Origin of the sequence: Corynebacterium yonathiae, assembly GCF_027570195.1 — a bacterium.
In the GTDB taxonomy this organism is placed as follows: domain Bacteria; phylum Actinomycetota; class Actinomycetes; order Mycobacteriales; family Mycobacteriaceae; genus Corynebacterium; species Corynebacterium yonathiae.
The window spans coordinates 21,310-39,932 of the sequence record NZ_JAKMUZ010000012.1 but is presented as its reverse complement, the minus strand read 5'-3'; the positions used below and the strand labels follow the sequence as shown (position 1 = coordinate 39,932).

Below are 18,623 nucleotides of genomic sequence, written 5' to 3'. Positions count from 1 at the left end.
TTACTGTGGGCGGCGCACCCGAACAAAGGAGGTTGCAACATGGCTGAACTAGATAACAAGACCATTGCCATCATCGCTACCGATGGCTTCGAAGACTCTGAGCTGACCTCCCCGTTGGAGGCCGTGAAGAACGCCGGCGCTACCGTGCGTGTCCTCGCCCCAGAGGCCGGCACCATTACCGGCAAGAAGGGTACGGAGATTTCCGTTGACGCCGCTACCGCTGACTCCACTGGCGAGTCTTTCGACGGCATTATTCTGCCTGGCGGCACCGATAACGCCGACCTCATCCGCTTGGATAAGGCTGCGGTGGAAATCGTGCGCAACCACATGAGCAAGGATCTGCCGCTCGGCGCCATCTGCCACGGCGCATGGATCCTGGCTGATGCTGAAGCCCTCAAGGGCCGCACCCTGACGTCCTTCCCGTCCCTGCAGACCGACCTGCGCAATGCAGGTGCCACCTGGGTAGATGAGGAAGTCCACTGCGACCAGGGCTTGGTCTCGTCCCGCACTCCAGATGACCTGCCAGCCTTTAACGCCAAGCTGGTAGAAGAGTTTGCAGAGGGCCAGCACTAAAGCTTCACGAATTTAAGCCACGGGAGTTTCCCGTGGCTTTTTTCGATCTTGCGCCGGTGTCACATGCCCTATAAAGTTAGGATTTCCAGAAGGGGAGTAGTTCCCTCGGTTAATTCCGAGATGACTGGTCGACATACTGGCGTTTAGCCCGGCCAGCCAGCGCCCGCAGTGCCCGCGGCCGTGAACGAGACCTTCGGTCCGCAACCGAACCGAAGGGAGAAGTGACTATGTCCTCCATAGGCTCAGAGCAGCGCATTCTTGAGCGCTTCATGCAGCTATCCATCGCCGCCGCTGTGGCTACCATCATCCTCAAGGCCTTGGCCGCTTGGTTTACCGGCTCGGTGGGCTTCCTCTCTGATGCCTTCGAATCCCTCGTGAATCTCGTCGCGGCCGTCGCCGGCTTTTATGCCCTCCGGATTGCCTCTAAGCCGGCCGACGATAACCACCAGTTTGGCCACGGCAAAGCCGAGTATGTCTCCGCCTTGGTAGAGGGCGCAATGATTTTTATTGCGGCCGGCATGATCGTGTACACGGCGATCCAACGCTTCTTTGTTCCGCAGCCGATTGAAGAGCCGGGCTGGGGCTTGGCGTTGTCAACCCTTTCGTCCGTGCTCAACGGCGCGGTGGGCATCGCGCTCATACATGCAGGTAAGCGCTACCGTTCCGCCACCTTGGAGGCGGATGGGCACCATTTGCTTACCGACGTCTGGACTTCCGTCGGCGTCCTTGTCGGCATCGCCGCCGTATTCCTTACTGGCTGGTGGTGGCTGGATCCTGTAGTGGCGCTCGCAGTGGGCATCAATATCTTATGGACGGGCTATAGCCTCCTGCGCGATTCGGTGAGTAGCCTGCTTTCTGAGGCGCTTCCCGACGACGAGCGTCAGAACATTAGGCAGCTCCTAGCTCGGTTGGAGCAGGAACACTCGGTAAACTTCACGGATCGTCGCACCGTGGCCTCTGGCCGCCAGCGGTTGGTGTACCTGACCATGGAGGTGCCAGGGGAGTGGAGCGTCATGCACTCCCACGAGGTTGCAGACGCAGTGGAAATTGCCCTCGACGAGCTTTACCCAGGCTGCAGTGCGTTCATCCATGTGGAACCAGCCGGCCTGGAAAATCGGCGTCCGTACCTATTCCGCTAAGACTTAATCTTCTCAGCTTTCTGCCGACAGCTGAGGTGAATGCGCACTAGACCAATATGTGTGTAGGCCTGTTCGGGTGTACGGTCCTGTATACCGCCTGTGGATATTGGGAGAAAAAGTACACCCTCGTTAAAGAACTCTGTGGGGGTAGCTGTCACCGCATTTTGGGGGTGTGGTGAACAGTGGACGATTTGGAGATCGTGAGGGGGTGCGTCTAGGGCACTGCAGGCGAGAGAATCGACATCCGCTTTCCGCAGTTCGGGTGCTTATGGTGCAGATTTTCCAATGTTACAGAACTGTTACTAACCGTTCTGAGCTGCATGAAGCTTGGATATGGTGAACAAAATCGAGAAAAATCTCCGCTAGCGGTCGAAAAATTTTGATTTCTCCGTATGGTGGTTGTCACAGCAATCAATTGGAGATTTTCACCCCCACACTCCACGTGGCGGGGTTAGAAAATGTCCTTTTGTTTGGTTGAAGATAGCTATACCAATAGCAGAAAGGATTTACTGACAATGGGTAAGAACATTAAGGACCTCTTTAACGCAACCGCATACGACAAGAACGGCGAGAAGCTGGGCGACGTTAACGAGGTATTCGTTGATGACCAGTCCGGCCAGCCTACCTTCGTTGAAGTTAACCACGGCCTGTTCGGCATGAGCTCCAGCCTGGTTCCGCTGCGTGGACACGACTTCTCCGGCGATGACCTGAAGCTGGGCTTCTCCAAGGACCGTATCAAGGATGCTCCGGACTTCGACTCCGATAAGCCGCTGACCCCTGAAGCACAGTCCGATATCTTCAAGCACTACGGTCTGGATAACGCACGCGACGTTACCGACTACAAGGATTCCAACCTTGACTCCAAGCGCGACGTTCAGGCTGGCGCTGACAAGGATCACAACCTGACCGCAGGTGCTGGCGCTGCTGGTGCAGGCGTTGCTGGTGCACATGCTGACGAGAAGAAGGCAGACACCCACACCACCGATGCCGCTGCTACCGAGCGCAAGGCTGGCGTAGCTGATGACGCTGCAGCTGCACGCACCAACAACGATGGCGAGCTCATCCGTTCCGAGGAGCAGCTCAACGTCAACAAGGAGCGCGTGGCTACCGGTGAGGCTCGCCTGCGCAAGTACGTTGTGACTGACACCGAGAGCGTCGAGGTTCCGGTCGAGCGCGAAGAGGTTCGCGTCGAGCGCACTCCGATCAACGCTGAGGATGCCAAGAACTACAACGGCGCTATCTCCGGTGACTCCGAGGAAGCTTCCGTCACCCTGCACGAGGAGCGCGTAAACGTGAACAAGGAAACCGTTCCGGTTGAGAAGATCAACCTGAAGAAGGACACCGTTCGCGACACCGAGACTCACACTGAGGAGCTGCGCAAGGAGCAGATCGACACCGATGGTGTTGACGGCCTCAAGAAGTAAAAGCGCATAGCTAAACGCCCGCAAGGATTACCTTGCGGGCGTTTCTTTTTGCCTTTTAGGAGACTGGTTTAAGCCTTGACTCCGATGGTCTCGGCCGAGTCAGAATCCATAATGTGCTTGACGCCGTTCTCGGCAGCATCCCAGGTTGCTTTGTCCTGGATGCCGGCGCGCTTAGCCACGATGGTGGCGCACAGCACCTGTCCGGTGACGTTGAGTGCGGTACGGCCCATGTCAATGATTGGCTCGATGGCAAGCAGGAGACCAACACCGGCCAGTGGCAGGCCGAGCGTAGAAAGCGTCAGGGTGAGCATCACCGTTGCGCCGGTGGTGCCTGCGGTAGCGGCGGAACCGATAACGGACACGAAGATGATGAGCAGGTACTGGGTGAAGTCAAGGTCGATGCCATAGAACTGGGAGACGAAGATGGCAGCGATGGCTGGGTATACGGAAGCGCAGCCATCCATCTTGGTAGTCGCGCCCAGCGGAATAGCAAAGGAAGCGTACTCGGATGGAACGCCCATAGCCTTTTCACTGAATCGCTCGGTAGCTGGCATGACGCCCATCGAAGAACGGGTGACAAAGCCCAGGGAGGTCACGGGCCACACGCGCTTGAAGAAGCCGATGACCGGGATCTTGTTGAATTTCAGTACTGCCGGGTAGACCACGGCAAATACCAGGCCCATGCCGACGTACATGGCCAAGACGAACTTGCCCAGCGAGCCCAGTGCATCCCAGCCGTAGGTAGCTACGGCCTTACCGATGAGGGCCGCGGTGCCAATCGGGGCAAGGCGGATAATCCACCAAAGGATGACCTGAATGACCTTCAGAAAGGACTCGGTAAAGCGCAGGAAAGGCTCAGCAGACTTGCCGGTCTTGACGGCGGCGATACCAATGGCCAGCGAGATGACGAGGAGCTGGAGGGCGCCAAAGCTGAGGGATACTTCGCCGTCGGAAAGCGAGGCGGTAAGGCCCATGAAGTTCTGGGGCAGAAGCTGCTCAAAGAACGCGGTCCACGAGCCGACGTGGGAAGGATCCTGCGCGGTGGCAGCATCGATGCTCGTGCCGATGCCCGGCTTCATCACGACGGCGACGATGATGCCCGTCAGGACGGAGAAGAATGCGGTGATGGCGAACCATACAAGCGTGGAAATTGCCAGGGACGCGGCGTTGGCGACCTTGCGCAGATTAGCGACGGAGGTAACAACAGCGGCGAAGATCAGTGGCGGGATCATCACCTTAAGCAGCTGGACGTAGGCGCTGCCGACGCCCGTGAGCAGGGTGGTCAACCAGCCCGGGTTATCTGGGTCGGTATCCATGCCGGAGGCAATGAAGCCCAGGATAAGGCCGATGATGAGGCCCGCGATGACCTGAGCACCGAATCCCGTGGCCCAGCCGGGAAGCTTGGAGCGCGAAGATTCTTGTTGAGACATAAAGATTCCTTTGAAAATAAAAATGGACAGAGTGGACTATTTTCCAGATACTGTCCTGTTCAACTTCAACATCGCTCAGCTTATTCCTTCTACGTCTGTAGGTACAAAGTGCGAGTGCTTTGCCGTAGGCGCAACCTCGCCTTTCGTGCTCACGGAAAGGTGGATTTGCGCTGGTTTTATGGTGCTGGTGAGCGCGAAGGGAGGGAGCCCGAGCTGCCACGTGTGTCCCATTGCTAACTTTAAGTAGCTACTCTCTTTATCTTTCTCAGGAGGAACATTCATGGGCTGGGTTAAACCTCTCCTTGGCATTTTCGCAGTTGGCGCAGTGGCTTCCGTTGCTTTAGGCGGCGGTGACGAAGATACTGTGGTGGTCAATCGAGTGATCGATGGCGACACCATTGACGTCGACATAGACGGCGAAAATACCCGCGTTCGGCTACTTAATATTGATACGCCGGAAATCGGCCATAACGGCGAACCGAGTGAGTGCCTCGCGGAGGAAGCGAAGCAGTACTTGGAAGGACGGCTGCCAAAGGGGAAGGAGGTTCGGTTGGAATATGACTCCGAGCGGACTGACAAGTATGGCCGCACTCTTGCCGGTGTCTTTATTGACGATGACTTCATTAACGCGGATGTCGCGGCCGAAGGGCTGGCCACGGCGGTTGTATTTGGCGGAAACGACAAGTTTTACGACGAAGTGCACAATGCCGAACGCGGCCCTAAAGAGGCCGGCGAAGGGATCTTTGGGGTCTCGGACGAGTGCAAGGTTTCCAGCGATGAGGACATGGCCGAGGCGCTTAGCGGCGCTGAAGCTGCGGCGGCAGCATTTGCAGCTTTCGGGGAAGCTGATATTGCAGGGTACGAGGATGTATTGGACAAGTCAGCAGCTGCGAAGGCCGGATTAGCGGTTCTGACTCGCCACAAAGATGATCGAAGCACCTTCCAGAAAGCAGCGTATCCGGATGCTCCCAAGGAGATTGCCGCGAAGAAGGAACGCGAGCTTGAGGGGAAGGAGAAACAAACCCGCGAAGAGCTCGAGAAATTGGAGGAGAAAGAGCGAGAGGAAGAGAGGCGTGAAAAGGAGCGCCAGGAAGAAGAACGCCGCCGTGTAGAGCAGCGGCAAGAAGAGATTCGCCAGCAGGAACGCGACGCGCCGGAAGTAGAGGTAGCGGAGCAGCCAACGCATGACAAGGTGGCTGACTATAAAGCCCCTGAGCAGCAGCCCGCACCTCAGCCGGCGTCGGTGGTCGATAACTACACTGGGTGCCGCGCTTATGGTGGAAACTATGCCATGACGTCAGTAGATAAGAATGGACGTTCATACGCGAAGATCGACTGCACTACCAAGCAACAGATCGGTTAGGTACCCTCGTCCTTCGCGCTCACGGGCAGGCTCCCGAGTACTTGGACCACCATTCCCGGTGAGCGTGAGGGAAGGGGGGTGTCCCTATGTTTTTGTCAAGTGCCAGACCGATGTTGACGAGCACAGTCTTGGGAGTAGTTTCTTAGGCGTGCCTAGGAGCCGGCCAGCGTGTGCTGGTCGGCTTCGTCTTTGGGGCTTTATGCGGCGACGGGGCGTGGCGGGATTTCGCGGAAGAACTCCTTGTTTTTCAGCATCGCGTAGATGACATTGCATCGGCGTCGTGCCAGGCAGATGACTGCTGCGTTGTGGCGTTTTCCTTCAGCGCGTTTGCGTTCGTAATACCGCCGTGACGGTTCGTGGCTGCGGATAACTGCGAATGCGGAGTAGAACAAGGCGTTTTTCAGTCGTTTATTGCCTGACCGTGCCGGGAATTCACCTCTGATCGACGAACCGGATCGTCTAGTCACGGGTGCTATTCCAGCATAAGCAGCTAAGTGGCCAGCACTAGCGAAGTCGGAGCCATCACCGATCGCAAGAAGGATCTGCGCTGCGGTCTTGATGCCGACTCCGGGCATACTCATCAAGACCTCACAAAGAGGGAAATCAGCGAGCATCTCTTCAACCTGCTCAGCAATGGTGTTTCGTTGCTCTTTGAGGGCCTGGATGTTTGCAGCCAGTTGAGGAATTACTAACTCGGCGGCATCGCTTCCAGGCACGGTGACTGTTTGAGCTTTCAGCGCTGTAAAAATGTCGTCTACCAGCGGGGTGGGGTCTTTACGTGTGCGCTTGATCATCCAGTTCAACACTCGTTGGTATCCGGCTCTTTTTAGCCCCTGCGGTCCCTTGTAATGGATCAATAATTCCAGGATCGGCGTGCGAGTCAGGGTGCTACCAGCAAAAACTCGTTCCAGGCTGGGGTAGATCTGGGTGAGGACACTGCGAAGCCGATTGACAGTGCGAGTGCAATCGCGGGCGATGTCATCATCGAAGCCGGACAGCATCTTTAGGGCGGAGAGTACCTCATCATTGCGGTCGACGGCACGTAGCGTGTGGGGCATTGTGCGGGCGGTGTCGGCGATGATGAATGCGTCGCGTTTGTCTGTTTTTGCACGTCCCGGATAGAGATCTGCAGCTTTGCGCATCGCAAGACCTGGCAGGTATCCGACTTCGCAACCGCAGTCCCGGGCTACAGCAATCGGTAGTGCGCCGATGGTGTTGGGTTGGTCGACGATCACGAGCACGGTGCCAAGCTTCTGAAGCTGGTGAAAAACGCCTGCTAGTTCGGATTCGAGTTGAGGCAACGGTTTGTCGAAGACCTTGTTGCCATCACGGTCTAAGGCGCAGGCGTGGTGTTCAGATTTGCCGACGTCTAACCCAAGGAATATGTCGATGGAATGCTCCGGAGACATGATGAGCTCCTAGAAAACGAGATGGGTATGGCGTTGTTCCAGTCGCTGGTGTCATGACCTTCGTTGCAAGCACCCACGTTACAAAGAGACCTAGTTTAAAACTGGCCGTGTCCCTATCAGCTGTCATCGAAAGTCCTGGCACCCGGCGGCAACACCCCCGGATTATGGAAACTACAGGGCAGGTAAGCCATACCGGGACCAGCGACTATCCCCATTATCGGGGACACTCACAAGGTAACGGGAATGCGACCGGGGAAGCCCAACGCATGTGGGCCTCGAGCATTCGCGTTTTAGCGCTTCAGCCCCGCGATCATGGTCTTCAAGTTGCTGCGCAGGAAATCCTCGTAGGTTCCCGCGACCGTGCCCGGCTTGCCGAGCTCATCGGAGTGCAGTGGCTCGTCGAAGATCGGAATCCCGGCCTCCTTCGAGACGGTCTTCATGGGGCGCGTATCCACGTTCGACTCCACGAACAGGTGCTTCGGGCGCTTGTCCTTCAGCTGGCGCACGAGGTGTCCGATCTGCGCGGGGGAGCCGTTTTCATCCGTGTCGATCTGCCAGATATACAGCTGCTCCATGCCGTAGGTGTCGACCATGTATTGGAAGGCATGTTCACTGGCCACGAGCACACGATCCTCCTTCGGCAGCGCACCGATCTGCTCGCGGTAGTCGGCGTCGATGCTCTCCAGCATGGCCTTGTACTCCGCCCCCTTCTCCTCGATGTGCTCGGCACGCTCGGGCAGGGCCTCGGCCAGCGCCGCGGTCACGTTCTCGGCCATCGCGATGCCGACGGTCGGGTCCAGGAAGGCGTGCGGGTTGATCTCCTGATTGCCCTTTTCGTCCTTGAGGTACTTCGGTTCCACGCCCTTGGTGGCCTCGACCATCTGGGAATCGTCCAGGCCCGCGGTGTTTTTCAGTTTCGCGAGCCAGCCGTGCTCACCGCCCTCGAGGTTCAGCCCGTTGTAGAACAGCAGGTCGGCGTCGCTCGTCGCATCCAGGTCCGCGGGCAGGGGGTCGTAGTCGTGCGGGTCCGTGCCGGTCGGCACGAGGTTATGGACGTCCACCGCCTCGCCGCCGATCTCCTCCACCAGGTCCGCCAGCAGCGTGAAGGTGGTGACGACGTTCAGCTGCTCACCGTCTGCCTTCTCCTCCGTCGAGAAGGTCACGGCCCCGAACACGAGGGCACCGCCCACCAGGAGGGCCAACAGCGCGGCCAGTGGCTTATTGCCCAGCGAGCGAGCAATCAGTCCCTTGCCTGGCGCGAAGAGGAAAGCCAGCAGGAACAGCGCGCTGGCGGTCAGCACGATCGTCACGCCGGAGGACACGTTGTAGCTATAGCTCAGGAACAGCCCCACTACGGAGCTGAGCGCCGAGATCGCCACTGAAAGCCCGATCATCACTCCCAGCCGGTTCGTCAGCAGGTACGCCGCCGACGCCGGAGTAATCAGCAGGGAGACCACCAGGATCACGCCCACCGTCTGCAGGGAAATGACCGTCACCAGCGTGAGCACCACCATCAGCCCGTAGTGGATTGCCCGCACGGGCACGCCAGCCGACTGCGCCATGACGGGGTCGAAGGTGCTGAGCTTGAGCTCCTTGTAAAAGACCAGCGTGAGAATCAGCACGGCAGCGGCAATACCGATCGAGAGGTTGCGGTCGGCGTCCTGAACGGTCAGGACGTTGCCGAAGAGGATCTCCGTCAGATCCGTCGCCGTCTGCGCTTTCGCCATGAGCAGCACGCCGATCGCGAAGAAGGTGGAAAAGACGATGCCGATCGCCGAATCGTTCTTCACAGTGGAGCGTTCGCCGATCAGCCCGATCGCCAGTGTGGCGAGTAGACCCGCGACCACCGCCCCGAGGAAGAGGTTCGTGCCGAGCAGGTAGGAGGCCGCGACCCCCGGTAGTACGGCGTGCGAGATGGCGTCGCCGATCAGGGCCATGCCGCGCAGCACGATGAAGCTGCCGACGATGCCGCAGGCCACGCCCACGATCACCGAGGTGATCAGCGCGTTTTGCAGGTAGCCGTGGCTGAGTAGTGAGTCGAGGAACTCCGCGATCATGCTGTCTCCTCCTGGAGGGCTGCCTGCCGTGGCGTGGGGTGGGCTGGTGCTGACGGCTCGCGGATGACGAGCGCGCCGAAGGCCTTCTGCAGCACGTCGGGGACGAAGACCTCCTCGGTGGGACCCGCCGCGACGAGCTCGCCGTTGAGGACGATGAGGTCGTTGTAGTAGCCGCGCACCGTGTTCATGTCGTGGTGCACGACGACGACGTGCTTGCCCGCGTCCGCCATCTGCCGCAGCAGGGTCACGATCGTCTTCTCGCTGGGGACGTCGATGCCGACGAAGGGCTCGTCCAGGAAGATGTACTCCGCGTCCTGGACGATGGCGCGGGCAAAGAGGACGCGCTGGAACTGTCCGCCCGAGAGTTCGCTGATGTGGCGGTGGCGAAAGTCCCACATGTCGACGTCCTTGAGAGCCTGGGTGGCTGCTTCGCGTTCGGCCTTGCCGGGGCGGTGGAAAAGACCCAGGCGCGGGTAAGTGCCCATCAGGACGGTGTCGAAGACGCTGGTGGGGAAGTTGCGGTCGAGGTCAGAGCGCTGCTCGATATAAGCGATTGCGCGGCGCTGCTCGGCGGGGGCCTTGCCGTCGAGGGTGACGGGGTAGCCGGCAGGGGCGCCGGTGGGGCCTGTGCCGTGGACGTTGTGTTTGTCCAGGATCTGGAGCATCGCCTTCATGAGGGTGGATTTGCCTGAGCCGTTGGGGCCGATGATGCCGTGCATGCCGGGGGAGTCGAGGGTGAAGCTGATGTTCCGAATCGCGGTGTTCGCGCCGTAGCTCACGCTCAAGTTCTGGACGCTAATACTCATGGCAGCCAAGAATAGTGTGCAGTTCAATGAATCACCAAATTCAATGTATTGAACTTTGGGGTGGGGTGGTGTTGGGGGTGTCCCTATGTTTTTGTCAAGTGCCAGACCGATGTTGACGAGCACAGTCTTGGGAGTAGTTTCTTAGGCGTGCCTAGGAGCCGGCCAGCGTGTGCTGGTCGGCTTCGTCTTTGGGGCTTTATGCGGCGACGGGGCGTGGCGGGATTTCGCGGAAGAACTCCTTGTTTTTCAGCATCGCGTAGATGACATTGCATCGGCGTCGTGCCAGGCAGATGACTGCTGCGTTGTGGCGTTTTCCTTCAGCGCGTTTGCGTTCGTAATACCGCCGTGACGGTTCGTGGCTGCGGATAACTGCGAATGCGGAGTAGAACAAGGCGTTTTTCAGTCGTTTATTGCCTGACCGTGCCGGGAATTCACCTCTGATCGACGAACCGGATCGTCTAGTCACGGGTGCTATTCCAGCATAAGCAGCTAAGTGGCCAGCACTAGCGAAGTCGGAGCCATCACCGATCGCAAGAAGGATCTGCGCTGCGGTCTTGATGCCGACTCCGGGCATACTCATCAAGACCTCACAAAGAGGGAAATCAGCGAGCATCTCTTCAACCTGCTCAGCAATGGTGTTTCGTTGCTCTTTGAGGGCCTGGATGTTTGCAGCCAGTTGAGGAATTACTAACTCGGCGGCATCGCTTCCAGGCACGGTGACTGTTTGAGCTTTCAGCGCTGTAAAAATGTCGTCTACCAGCGGGGTGGGGTCTTTACGTGTGCGCTTGATCATCCAGTTCAACACTCGTTGGTATCCGGCTCTTTTTAGCCCCTGCGGTCCCTTGTAATGGATCAATAATTCCAGGATCGGCGTGCGAGTCAGGGTGCTACCAGCAAAAACTCGTTCCAGGCTGGGGTAGATCTGGGTGAGGACACTGCGAAGCCGATTGACAGTGCGAGTGCAATCGCGGGCGATGTCATCATCGAAGCCGGACAGCATCTTTAGGGCGGAGAGTACCTCATCATTGCGGTCGACGGCACGTAGCGTGTGGGGCATTGTGCGGGCGGTGTCGGCGATGATGAATGCGTCGCGTTTGTCTGTTTTTGCACGTCCCGGATAGAGATCTGCAGCTTTGCGCATCGCAAGACCTGGCAGGTATCCGACTTCGCAACCGCAGTCCCGGGCTACAGCAATCGGTAGTGCGCCGATGGTGTTGGGTTGGTCGACGATCACGAGCACGGTGCCAAGCTTCTGAAGCTGGTGAAAAACGCCTGCTAGTTCGGATTCGAGTTGAGGCAACGGTTTGTCGAAGACCTTGTTGCCATCACGGTCTAAGGCGCAGGCGTGGTGTTCAGATTTGCCGACGTCTAACCCAAGGAATATGTCGATGGAATGCTCCGGAGACATGATGAGCTCCTAGAAAACGAGATGGGTATGGCGTTGTTCCAGTCGCTGGTGTCATGACCTTCGTTGCAAGCACCCACGTTACAAAGAGACCTAGTTTAAAACTGGCCGTGTCCCTATCAGCTGTCATCGAAAGTCCTGGCACCCGGCGGCAACACCCCCGGATTATGGAAACTACAGGGCAGGTAAGCCATACCGGGACCAGCGACTATCCCCATTATCGGGGACACTCACAAGGTAACGGGGAGAATCTGGCCTACACCCTTGCCGCTCACCAAGACTAGGGGGAAGCGCCATTCAGGTGTTGCTGGTGAGCGCGAAGGGTGGGAGGGCCCGGGGATCTGGAATACTGGCAGCATGAAAATCCTCGTAACCGCATTCGACGCCTTCGGCGGAGAGAGCATAAACCCCACGGAACGAACTCTTCAGCAACTACCGGATCGCATTGGAGACGCGGAGCTCATCAAGCTGGTGATCCCGACGAAGTTCGGGGAATCGCTGCGTCGGGCGATTGAGGCCGCGGAGGGTTCGGCGGTCGATGCAATTGTATGTTTGGGCCAGGCCGGTGGGCGGGCGCATATCACCCCAGAGCGGGTCGCGATTAACGTTATGGATGCCGATATTCCTGATAATGCGGGTTATCAGCCGGTGAATGTACCGGTTGTGGAAGGCGGCCCGGCGGCATATTTCTCTACGCTGCCGGTAAAGGAAATGGTTGCGGCAATGGAGGATATTCCGGCGCGGTTGTCGAATACGGCTGGGACTTTCGTGTGTAACCAGCTGCTCTATGGTCTCTTGCATCACTTCGCAGGGGCGAAGGTGCGCGCAGGATTTGTCCACGTCCCGTTCATTACAGAGCAGGAGAAAACGGATAAGCCCATGATGGAGCTGGCGGACATCGTTGGGGGGATTAAGCGGGCACTCTGGGCGGTGCAAGCTAGTTAGGGTAGCCTTTGTGGCTTTTTTAATCGGTGAAATATAGATTAAAGGACATGTCTCGCTTTAGCCCTCTCAACTGGCCGGTTGTGCGCCAGCTGCGCAGTGGCGATCCCTTCGGAAGGGACGTCAATACGCAGTCTCAAAAGAGTAAAGATAAGCATGGGCGCACCGTGGAAGCGGACCGCGTAGTGCAGTCGGTGTGCCCGTACTGCGCGGTTGGTTGCTCGCAGCGCGTATATGTCAAAGATGACCGCGTCATTCAGGTGGAGGGCGATCCGGATTCGCCCATTTCTCGTGGACGCCTGTGCCCGAAGGGATCTGCGTCGGAGCAGTTGATTAACTCCGCTACGCGCCTTACCAAGATTAAGTATCGTGCGCCGTACTCGACGGAGTGGCAGGATCTTGATGAAGATACCGCGATGGAGATGATTGCGGATCGTTTCTTGGAAGCCCGCCGGAACGGTTGGCAGGATGTGGACGATGAAGGTCGCACGCTCAACCGCACGATGGGCATTGCCGGTTTGGGCGGTGCGACCTTAGATAATGAGGAAAATTACCTCATCAAGAAGCTTTTTACCGCCGCTGGTGCGATTCAGCTCGAGAACCAGGCGCGTATATGACACTCCGCCACTGTTCCTAGTCTAGGAACTTCGTTTGGCCGCGGCGGCGCAACCCAACCGCTGCAGGATATGGCGAATGCGGACTGCATCGTCATTGAGGGTTCTAATATGGCCGAGTGCCATCCCGTGGGGTTCCAGTGGGTGGTGGAAGCCAAGAAGCGTGGTGCCCGCATCATTCACGTGGATCCGCGTTATACGCGCACGTCTGCCTTTGCGAATCGCCACATTGGCATTCGCGGCGGTACGGATGTGGTGCTTTTGGGCGCAGTCATTAACTACCTGCTGGACAATGACCTGTATTTCCATGACTACGTGGTGGCGTATACCAATGCGCCGATGATCATTTCGGAGGACTACCAGGACACCGAAGATCTGGACGGTCTGTTCTCTGGTTATGATCCAGAGACCGGTAAGTACGTCACGGATTCGTGGCAATACGTGCAGAAGCCGGAGGGTGCGTCGTGGAATGTGGAACGCGATGAGACGCTAGAGCATCCGAATTCGGTCTTCCAGATTCTCAAGCGGCACTACGCGCGCTATACGCCTGAGGTAGTGGAGGAGACCTGCGGTATTGCGCAGGAGGACTTCTATTACCTAGCGGAGTCGATCGCGCGGAATTCCACGCCGGATCGCACCACCTGCTTTGCTTATGCGTTGGGCTTTACCCAGCACACTCTGGGTGCGCAGTTTATTCGTACCGCGGCCATCTTGCAGCTGCTCACCGGCAATGTGGGTCGCCCAGGTTCGGGCATTATGGCGCTGCGCGGCCACGCCTCAATTCAGGGTTCTACCGATATCCCGACTCTGTTCCACTCCTTGCCGGGATATTTGCCGATGCCGAGCGTCGACAAGCAAAGCTGGCCAGAGTTCGTTGATGGAATCCGTAATGAGTCGCAGAAGGGCTTTTGGCAGATCGGTGAGAACTATGCGGTCTCGCTGATGAAGTCCTACTGGGGCGATGCAGCCACCAAGGACAACGGATGGGGCTATGACCTCATGCCGCGCATTTCTGGTGCGCATTCGACCTATGAAACGCTCATGGCCATGCTGGATGAGCAGGTGGAAGGCTACTTTGTCTTTGGCCAGAACCCGGCCGTGGCGCAGTCCAACGGCGGTATGCAGCGCCGCGGCTTGGCGGCGCTGAAGTGGCTGGTCGTACGCGATTTCCAGGAGATTGAGACCGCCTCCTTCTGGAAGGATTCGCCGGAGATTAAAAACGGCGAGCTTAAGACCGAAGACATCGGCACTGAGGTCTTCTTGATGCCGGCGGCCACCCACGTGGAAAAGGCGGGAACCTTTACCCAGACGCAGCGCATGCTGCAATGGCGTTTCCAGGCAGCACCGCCGCCAGGCGATGCGAAAAGTGACCTGTGGTTCTTCTACCAACTGGGCAAAAAGATCAAGGAGCGCCTGCGCGATTCCACCGATCCACGAGATCTGCCTTTGCAAAAGGTCACGTGGGACTATGTGGAAACCGAGGAAGGTGAGCCGAATTCTGAGGACGTCCTCAAGGAGATCAACGGCTACTACCTAGAGGGCCCGAAGAAGGGCGAGCTTTTGCCTGCCTTCGTGGAGATGAAGAACGATGGCAGTACCTCCGGTGGTTGCTGGATCTACACCGGCGTGTTTAAGGACGGCATTAATCATTCCGCGCGCAAGGTTCCGGGTTCGGAACAAAACGAGGTAGCTCCCGAGTGGGGTTGGGTATGGCCGGCCAACCGCCGCTTGCTCTACAACCGTGCTTCGGCGAAGCCGGACGGCACTCCGTGGTCGGAGCGCAAGAAGTATGTGTGGTGGGACGCCGACCAGGGTAAATGGGTTGGCGATGACGTGCCGGACTTCCCGGCTACCAAGTCCCCGGACTACAAGGCTCCGATCGACGCCGTGGGCCCGGATGCCCTCGACGGCACGGATGCCTTCATCATGCAGGCGGATGGCCGCGGTTGGCTCTTTGCGCCGACCGGGCTTTCCGACGGCCCATTGCCCACCCACTATGAGCCGCACGAGTCCCCGGTGCACAACGTGCTGTACAAGCAACAGCAATCGCCGACGCGCCTGACCATTAAGCGCCCAGACAACCTGTCGCGCCCAGAACCTGGTGAGCCGGGTTCAGAGGTGTTCCCGTTTGTCTTTTCCACCTATCGTCTCACCGAGATGTATACCTCGGGTGCGATGTCGCGCCGCCTGCCGTACCTGGCGGAGTTGCAGCCGGGCCTATTCTGCGAGGTCGATAAGGCCTTGGCAGAAAAGCGTGGCTTGGAAAACGGCAAGTGGGCCACGATCATCTCGCCCCGTGGCGTCATTGAGGCGCAGGTCTTGGTCACTGACCGTATGCAAATGATGAAGATCAATGGTGAGGAGTTCCACCAGATCGGCTTGCCGTATCACTATGGCGAGTCCGATTCCACGGCCGTTGCAGGCGATGGCGCCAATGATCTGCTGGGCCTTACATTGGAGCCGAACGTATTCATCCAGAATTCCAAGATCGGCGCTTGCGATATCCAGCCGGGGCGTCGCCCGCGCGGTGAAGCCCGTGTAGAGATGCTCAAGGAGTATCAGAAGCGCGCGCACCTGAACCTGGATTCCGGTAATGATCTGCTCACCGTGGATGATTCCTTTACCTATAACCCAGAGCCGCAGCAGCCCGCGGACGCGGATGAGCACGGCGAGAAGGGCGAGGAAAGCGAAGAAGGTAAGTAAATGACAAATCTTCTGACCGAAAACGCGAGCCGGCACGGCTATGACAAGTACCGCCGCATGGCCTTTTTCACCGACACTTCCGTGTGTATCGGGTGTAAGGCCTGCGAGGTGGCGTGTAAGGAGTGGAACCGCAACCCGGTAGAAGGCTATGACGTCACGGGTGATTCCTATGACAACACCGGCGCACTGGGCGCAAATACCTGGCGCCACGTGGCCTTTGTGGAGCAAAACAATGACCGCATCGAGCAGGCCCGCGAGGAGGGAAAGAATCTCATTTCCCTGGGTATGCCTTCGGTAGGGGCGCAGGCCCCAGAGGTTGATACCACCCCGCCGGATACGGATACGTTCCGGTGGCTCATGTCCTCGGACGTGTGTAAGCACTGCACGCATGCAGGCTGCTTGGACGTGTGTCCTACCGGCGCGCTGTTCCGCACCGAGTTTGGCACCGTTGTGGTCCAGGATGATGTGTGCAATGGCTGCGGCACCTGCGTGGCCGGCTGCCCGTTTGGCGTCATCGAGCGCCGCGATGACGGCGGTGTGGCGCTGAAGTATGACAAGACGGCCACGGTGGATTACGTGGATAATTCCCATGCCGGTGTCAACGTGTTGAAAAAACTCAAGCAACTTGCCCCGCAGGGCCCGGACCATACGCCGGGCGAGGCGATGCCGATCAAGAACTTGGGCGTGGCCCAGAAGTGCACTATGTGCTACGACCGCCTGAAGCAGGGCGAACAGCCAGCATGTTCTAAGACCTGCCCGACCGATTCCATCCAGTTCGGCCCGTACGAGGAGATGGTGGCCGCAGCCAAGGCACGCGTGCGCGTATTGCACGAGCAAGGCCTTACTGAGGCCCGCCTTTACGGTGCCAACCAGGACGATGGTGTGGGCGGAACCGGCTCCATCTTCCTGCTTTTGGATTCACCTGAGGTCTACGGTTTGCCGCCGGACCCGCGCGTGCCGACGGCCGATTTGCCGCAGATGTATAAGACCGCAGCCAAGGCTATCGGTGGCATGGCGCTTGCCGTGGCTGGTTCCTTCCTGATTGGGGGACGCAAATGAGCAATTTTGATGAGTACCGCCCGCCACAGCCGGAGCGCCACAATCGCTACCGGAAGTTCGACGGTACGAAGCCGAAGAAGAAGCGGAAGCGTCCAGGCGCGGGTGCGCAGGACGGCTCCAAAGAGGAGCGCATGGCGCAGGACTTCGAGTTCTCGTCTTACTATGGCCGACCAGTGGTCAAGGCCCCGCCGTGGGAATGGCCTATCGGCGCCTACCTCTTCTTGGGCGGCGTGAGCGGTGGCTCGGGGCTCTTGGCCGCTGGCGCACAGGCCGTGGGCAATGCGCCGCTGCGTCGTACCACGCGCCTTTCTGCCTTTGGCGCGGCGGCCGTGGGATCGGTCTTTTTGATTCTGGATTTGGGCCGCCCGGAACGCGCATTGAACATGTTCCGCGTCTTCAAGGTGACCTCGCCAATGTCCATGGGCTCGTGGATTTTGTCGGGCTTTGCCAGCGCGGCTGCGCTGCCTGCCGCCGCGGAAGTAGATGCGGCGACTGGCCACAAGCTGCCGCTGCCGAAGTTTGTGCGTACGGTGCTTAAGAAGTCGGCCGGGCCGGCGGGCGCGGTCACGGGCGTGCTTGGCGGCCCGCTAGCGGGCTATACCGCGGTATTGCTGTCCAATACCTCGAACCCGGTGTGGAATGACATGAAAAAGCACCTGCCGTATGTTTTCGTTTCCTCGGCGGGTGCGGCGTCGTCAGGCCTGGCTATGGTGACCACTCCGGTCGAGCACGCGGGACCGGCCCGTGTGTTGGGTATGGCCGCGGCGGCCAGCGATCTGGCAGCGACCAAGGTGCTTGAGGAAGGCATGGAGCCAGAACCGCGCGAGGCTCTGCACGAGGGAAAGCCAGGCACGCTGATGAAGGCCTCGGAATACTTCATCGCGGCCGGTGGTGTCGGTAGTGCAGTGGCTGCGGTGACGAAGTCGCGGGCAGTCTCTGTGGCTGCGGGGATATCGCTCCTGGCAGGCTCGGCGTGCACGCGTTTTGGCGTGCTCAACGCGGGTCTACAAGCAGTGAAGAATCCGGAGACTACCATCGGGCCGCAAAAGCGCCGGGCGGAAAGGCGCCGGCGCGGGCAGGGCCTCGACCACGATGTGGTGAGCCCGGACTAGTCCAGGTCCTGCAGGGCGGGGGCGAGCTCCGCGCCGATGTCTTCCATGCGTTGTTGCTCGGCTGCGGAGTCGCGGCCATCACGGTGGAGGTAGTAGTTCAGCGCCACATCGCCCACGGTGGTCACGCAGGTGGTAGATACCGAATCCTTCACCGGCCAAGCGCTGCAATAAAAGTGCCGGTCAGCGGAGGTGAATTCGAAGGGGGAGTAGTCATTGGCGGGGCGCTGCTGGGCGGCGTTTTTGGCATCGAGATCGTCGTGCAGTAGCTCTAGGTAGCGCTGCGCTGCCTCATTGGGGTCATCGGGGCAAACAGGTGCGCCCTCGGCCTCATACTTCGTCCCCAGCAGGCTGACCTGCTCTTTATCCTCTGCGCGGTAGAGCGCGGAAAAGGAATGATCATCGTTTTCAGCTGACTGGGGGTCGAGCTTAGCTTCACCGAGCGAATCCGGCAGGGCCTCGCGCACCGCGGCGGGATCGACTGGGGAGCACTCGCTTGTCGATGCCTGCTCGGACGAGCACCCCACCAGCCCCGCCGCGGCAAGGGTGGTGGAGGAAAGGGCGAGGAGAAGAGGGACCTGTCGCTGCAT

General features: G+C 58.8%; 14 protein-coding genes. 8 read left to right on the top strand and 6 right to left on the bottom strand.

Annotated features, from left to right (window positions below; genetic code table 11):
• The first annotated feature begins 39 nt into the window (after window positions 1–39).
• From L8V22_RS07305 to L8V22_RS07295, 3 genes are all read left to right on the top strand, one after another.
• A complete protein-coding gene (locus tag L8V22_RS07305; RefSeq protein WP_238801624.1) occupies window positions 40–573 on the top strand; it encodes a type 1 glutamine amidotransferase domain-containing protein in 534 nt (177 codons plus the stop codon).
• Window positions 574–800: 227 nt separating this feature from the next.
• A complete protein-coding gene (locus L8V22_RS07300; protein ID WP_198492809.1) occupies window positions 801–1,712 on the top strand; it encodes a cation diffusion facilitator family transporter in 912 nt (303 codons plus the stop codon).
• A gap of 515 nt (window positions 1,713–2,227) precedes the next feature.
• Entirely contained in the window at window positions 2,228–3,136 is a 909-nt protein-coding gene (locus L8V22_RS07295; RefSeq protein ID WP_238801625.1) for a PRC and DUF2382 domain-containing protein, read from the top strand.
• A 68-nt stretch (window positions 3,137–3,204) separates the two neighbouring features.
• Here L8V22_RS07295 and L8V22_RS07290 read toward each other — a convergent pair whose 3' ends face one another.
• Window positions 3,205–4,566, bottom strand: coding sequence for a dicarboxylate/amino acid:cation symporter (locus L8V22_RS07290; protein WP_238801626.1), 1,362 nt, complete (start codon window positions 4,564–4,566; stop codon window positions 3,205–3,207).
• Between the two features lie 280 nt (window positions 4,567–4,846).
• Between L8V22_RS07290 and L8V22_RS07285 the strand changes: the two genes are divergently transcribed.
• Window positions 4,847–5,929, top strand: coding sequence for a thermonuclease family protein (locus L8V22_RS07285; protein WP_238801627.1), 1,083 nt, complete (start codon window positions 4,847–4,849; stop codon window positions 5,927–5,929).
• A 197-nt stretch (window positions 5,930–6,126) separates the two neighbouring features.
• Here L8V22_RS07285 and L8V22_RS07280 read toward each other — a convergent pair whose 3' ends face one another.
• The 4 genes from L8V22_RS07280 to L8V22_RS07265 all read right to left on the bottom strand — a co-directional run bounded on the left by L8V22_RS07280 (window position 6,127) and on the right by L8V22_RS07265 (window position 11,609).
• Entirely contained in the window at window positions 6,127–7,338 is a 1,212-nt protein-coding gene (locus L8V22_RS07280; protein WP_011273191.1) for an IS110 family RNA-guided transposase, read from the bottom strand.
• A gap of 290 nt (window positions 7,339–7,628) precedes the next feature.
• Window positions 7,629–9,395: a metal ABC transporter solute-binding protein, Zn/Mn family gene (locus L8V22_RS07275; protein WP_225746661.1), complete on the bottom strand. Its 1,767-nt coding sequence runs from the start codon at window positions 9,393–9,395 to the stop codon at window positions 7,629–7,631.
• Entirely contained in the window at window positions 9,392–10,201 is an 810-nt protein-coding gene (locus L8V22_RS07270; RefSeq protein WP_035006260.1) for a metal ABC transporter ATP-binding protein, read from the bottom strand. Before L8V22_RS07270 ends, L8V22_RS07275 begins: the two co-directional genes overlap by 4 nt.
• 196 nt (window positions 10,202–10,397) lie before the next feature.
• The gene (locus L8V22_RS07265; RefSeq protein ID WP_011273191.1) at window positions 10,398–11,609 is read right to left on the bottom strand and encodes an IS110 family RNA-guided transposase; all 1,212 of its coding nucleotides are present in this window, start codon (window positions 11,607–11,609) and stop codon (window positions 10,398–10,400) included.
• Window positions 11,610–11,963: 354 nt separating this feature from the next.
• Here L8V22_RS07265 and pcp point away from each other — a divergent pair, with 354 nt between their 5' ends.
• Genes pcp through nrfD form a run of 4 tightly spaced genes read left to right on the top strand, consistent with a single transcriptional unit; the run spans window position 11,964 to window position 18,036 of the window.
• Window positions 11,964–12,551: a pyroglutamyl-peptidase I gene (gene pcp / locus L8V22_RS07260; RefSeq protein ID WP_238801628.1), complete on the top strand. Its 588-nt coding sequence runs from the start codon at window positions 11,964–11,966 to the stop codon at window positions 12,549–12,551.
• 47 nt (window positions 12,552–12,598) lie between these two features.
• The gene (gene fdnG / locus L8V22_RS07255) at window positions 12,599–15,865 is read left to right on the top strand and encodes a formate dehydrogenase-N subunit alpha (RefSeq protein WP_238801629.1); all 3,267 of its coding nucleotides are present in this window, start codon (window positions 12,599–12,601) and stop codon (window positions 15,863–15,865) included.
• Window positions 15,866–16,924: a 4Fe-4S dicluster domain-containing protein gene (locus tag L8V22_RS07250; RefSeq protein ID WP_238801630.1), complete on the top strand. Its 1,059-nt coding sequence runs from the start codon at window positions 15,866–15,868 to the stop codon at window positions 16,922–16,924.
• Complete coding sequence (gene nrfD / locus L8V22_RS07245; RefSeq protein ID WP_238801631.1) at window positions 16,921–18,036, top strand: NrfD/PsrC family molybdoenzyme membrane anchor subunit; 1,116 nt, start codon at window positions 16,921–16,923, stop codon at window positions 18,034–18,036. Before L8V22_RS07250 ends, nrfD begins: the two co-directional genes overlap by 4 nt.
• Here the strand turns inward: nrfD and L8V22_RS07240 are convergent.
• Complete coding sequence (locus L8V22_RS07240; protein ID WP_238801632.1) at window positions 18,033–18,623, bottom strand: hypothetical protein; 591 nt, start codon at window positions 18,621–18,623, stop codon at window positions 18,033–18,035. The two genes, nrfD and L8V22_RS07240, sit on opposite strands and share 4 nt — an antisense overlap.

Coding starts and splice junctions, on each gene's coding strand:
- L8V22_RS07280 (WP_011273191.1), bottom strand. CDS start 7,338: ATGTCTCCGGAGCATTCCATCGACATATTCCTTGGGTTAGACGTCGGC.
- L8V22_RS07240 (WP_238801632.1), bottom strand. CDS start 18,623: ATGCAGCGACAGGTCCCTCTTCTCCTCGCCCTTTCCTCCACCACCCTT.
- L8V22_RS07270 (WP_035006260.1), bottom strand. CDS start 10,201: ATGAGTATTAGCGTCCAGAACTTGAGCGTGAGCTACGGCGCGAACACC.
- pcp (WP_238801628.1), top strand. CDS start 11,964: ATGAAAATCCTCGTAACCGCATTCGACGCCTTCGGCGGAGAGAGCATA.
- L8V22_RS07285 (WP_238801627.1), top strand. CDS start 4,847: ATGGGCTGGGTTAAACCTCTCCTTGGCATTTTCGCAGTTGGCGCAGTG.
- L8V22_RS07300 (WP_198492809.1), top strand. CDS start 801: ATGTCCTCCATAGGCTCAGAGCAGCGCATTCTTGAGCGCTTCATGCAG.
- L8V22_RS07275 (WP_225746661.1), bottom strand. CDS start 9,395: ATGATCGCGGAGTTCCTCGACTCACTACTCAGCCACGGCTACCTGCAA.
- L8V22_RS07290 (WP_238801626.1), bottom strand. CDS start 4,566: ATGTCTCAACAAGAATCTTCGCGCTCCAAGCTTCCCGGCTGGGCCACG.
- L8V22_RS07265 (WP_011273191.1), bottom strand. CDS start 11,609: ATGTCTCCGGAGCATTCCATCGACATATTCCTTGGGTTAGACGTCGGC.
- L8V22_RS07250 (WP_238801630.1), top strand. CDS start 15,866: ATGACAAATCTTCTGACCGAAAACGCGAGCCGGCACGGCTATGACAAG.
- L8V22_RS07305 (WP_238801624.1), top strand. CDS start 40: ATGGCTGAACTAGATAACAAGACCATTGCCATCATCGCTACCGATGGC.
- nrfD (WP_238801631.1), top strand. CDS start 16,921: ATGAGCAATTTTGATGAGTACCGCCCGCCACAGCCGGAGCGCCACAAT.
- L8V22_RS07295 (WP_238801625.1), top strand. CDS start 2,228: ATGGGTAAGAACATTAAGGACCTCTTTAACGCAACCGCATACGACAAG.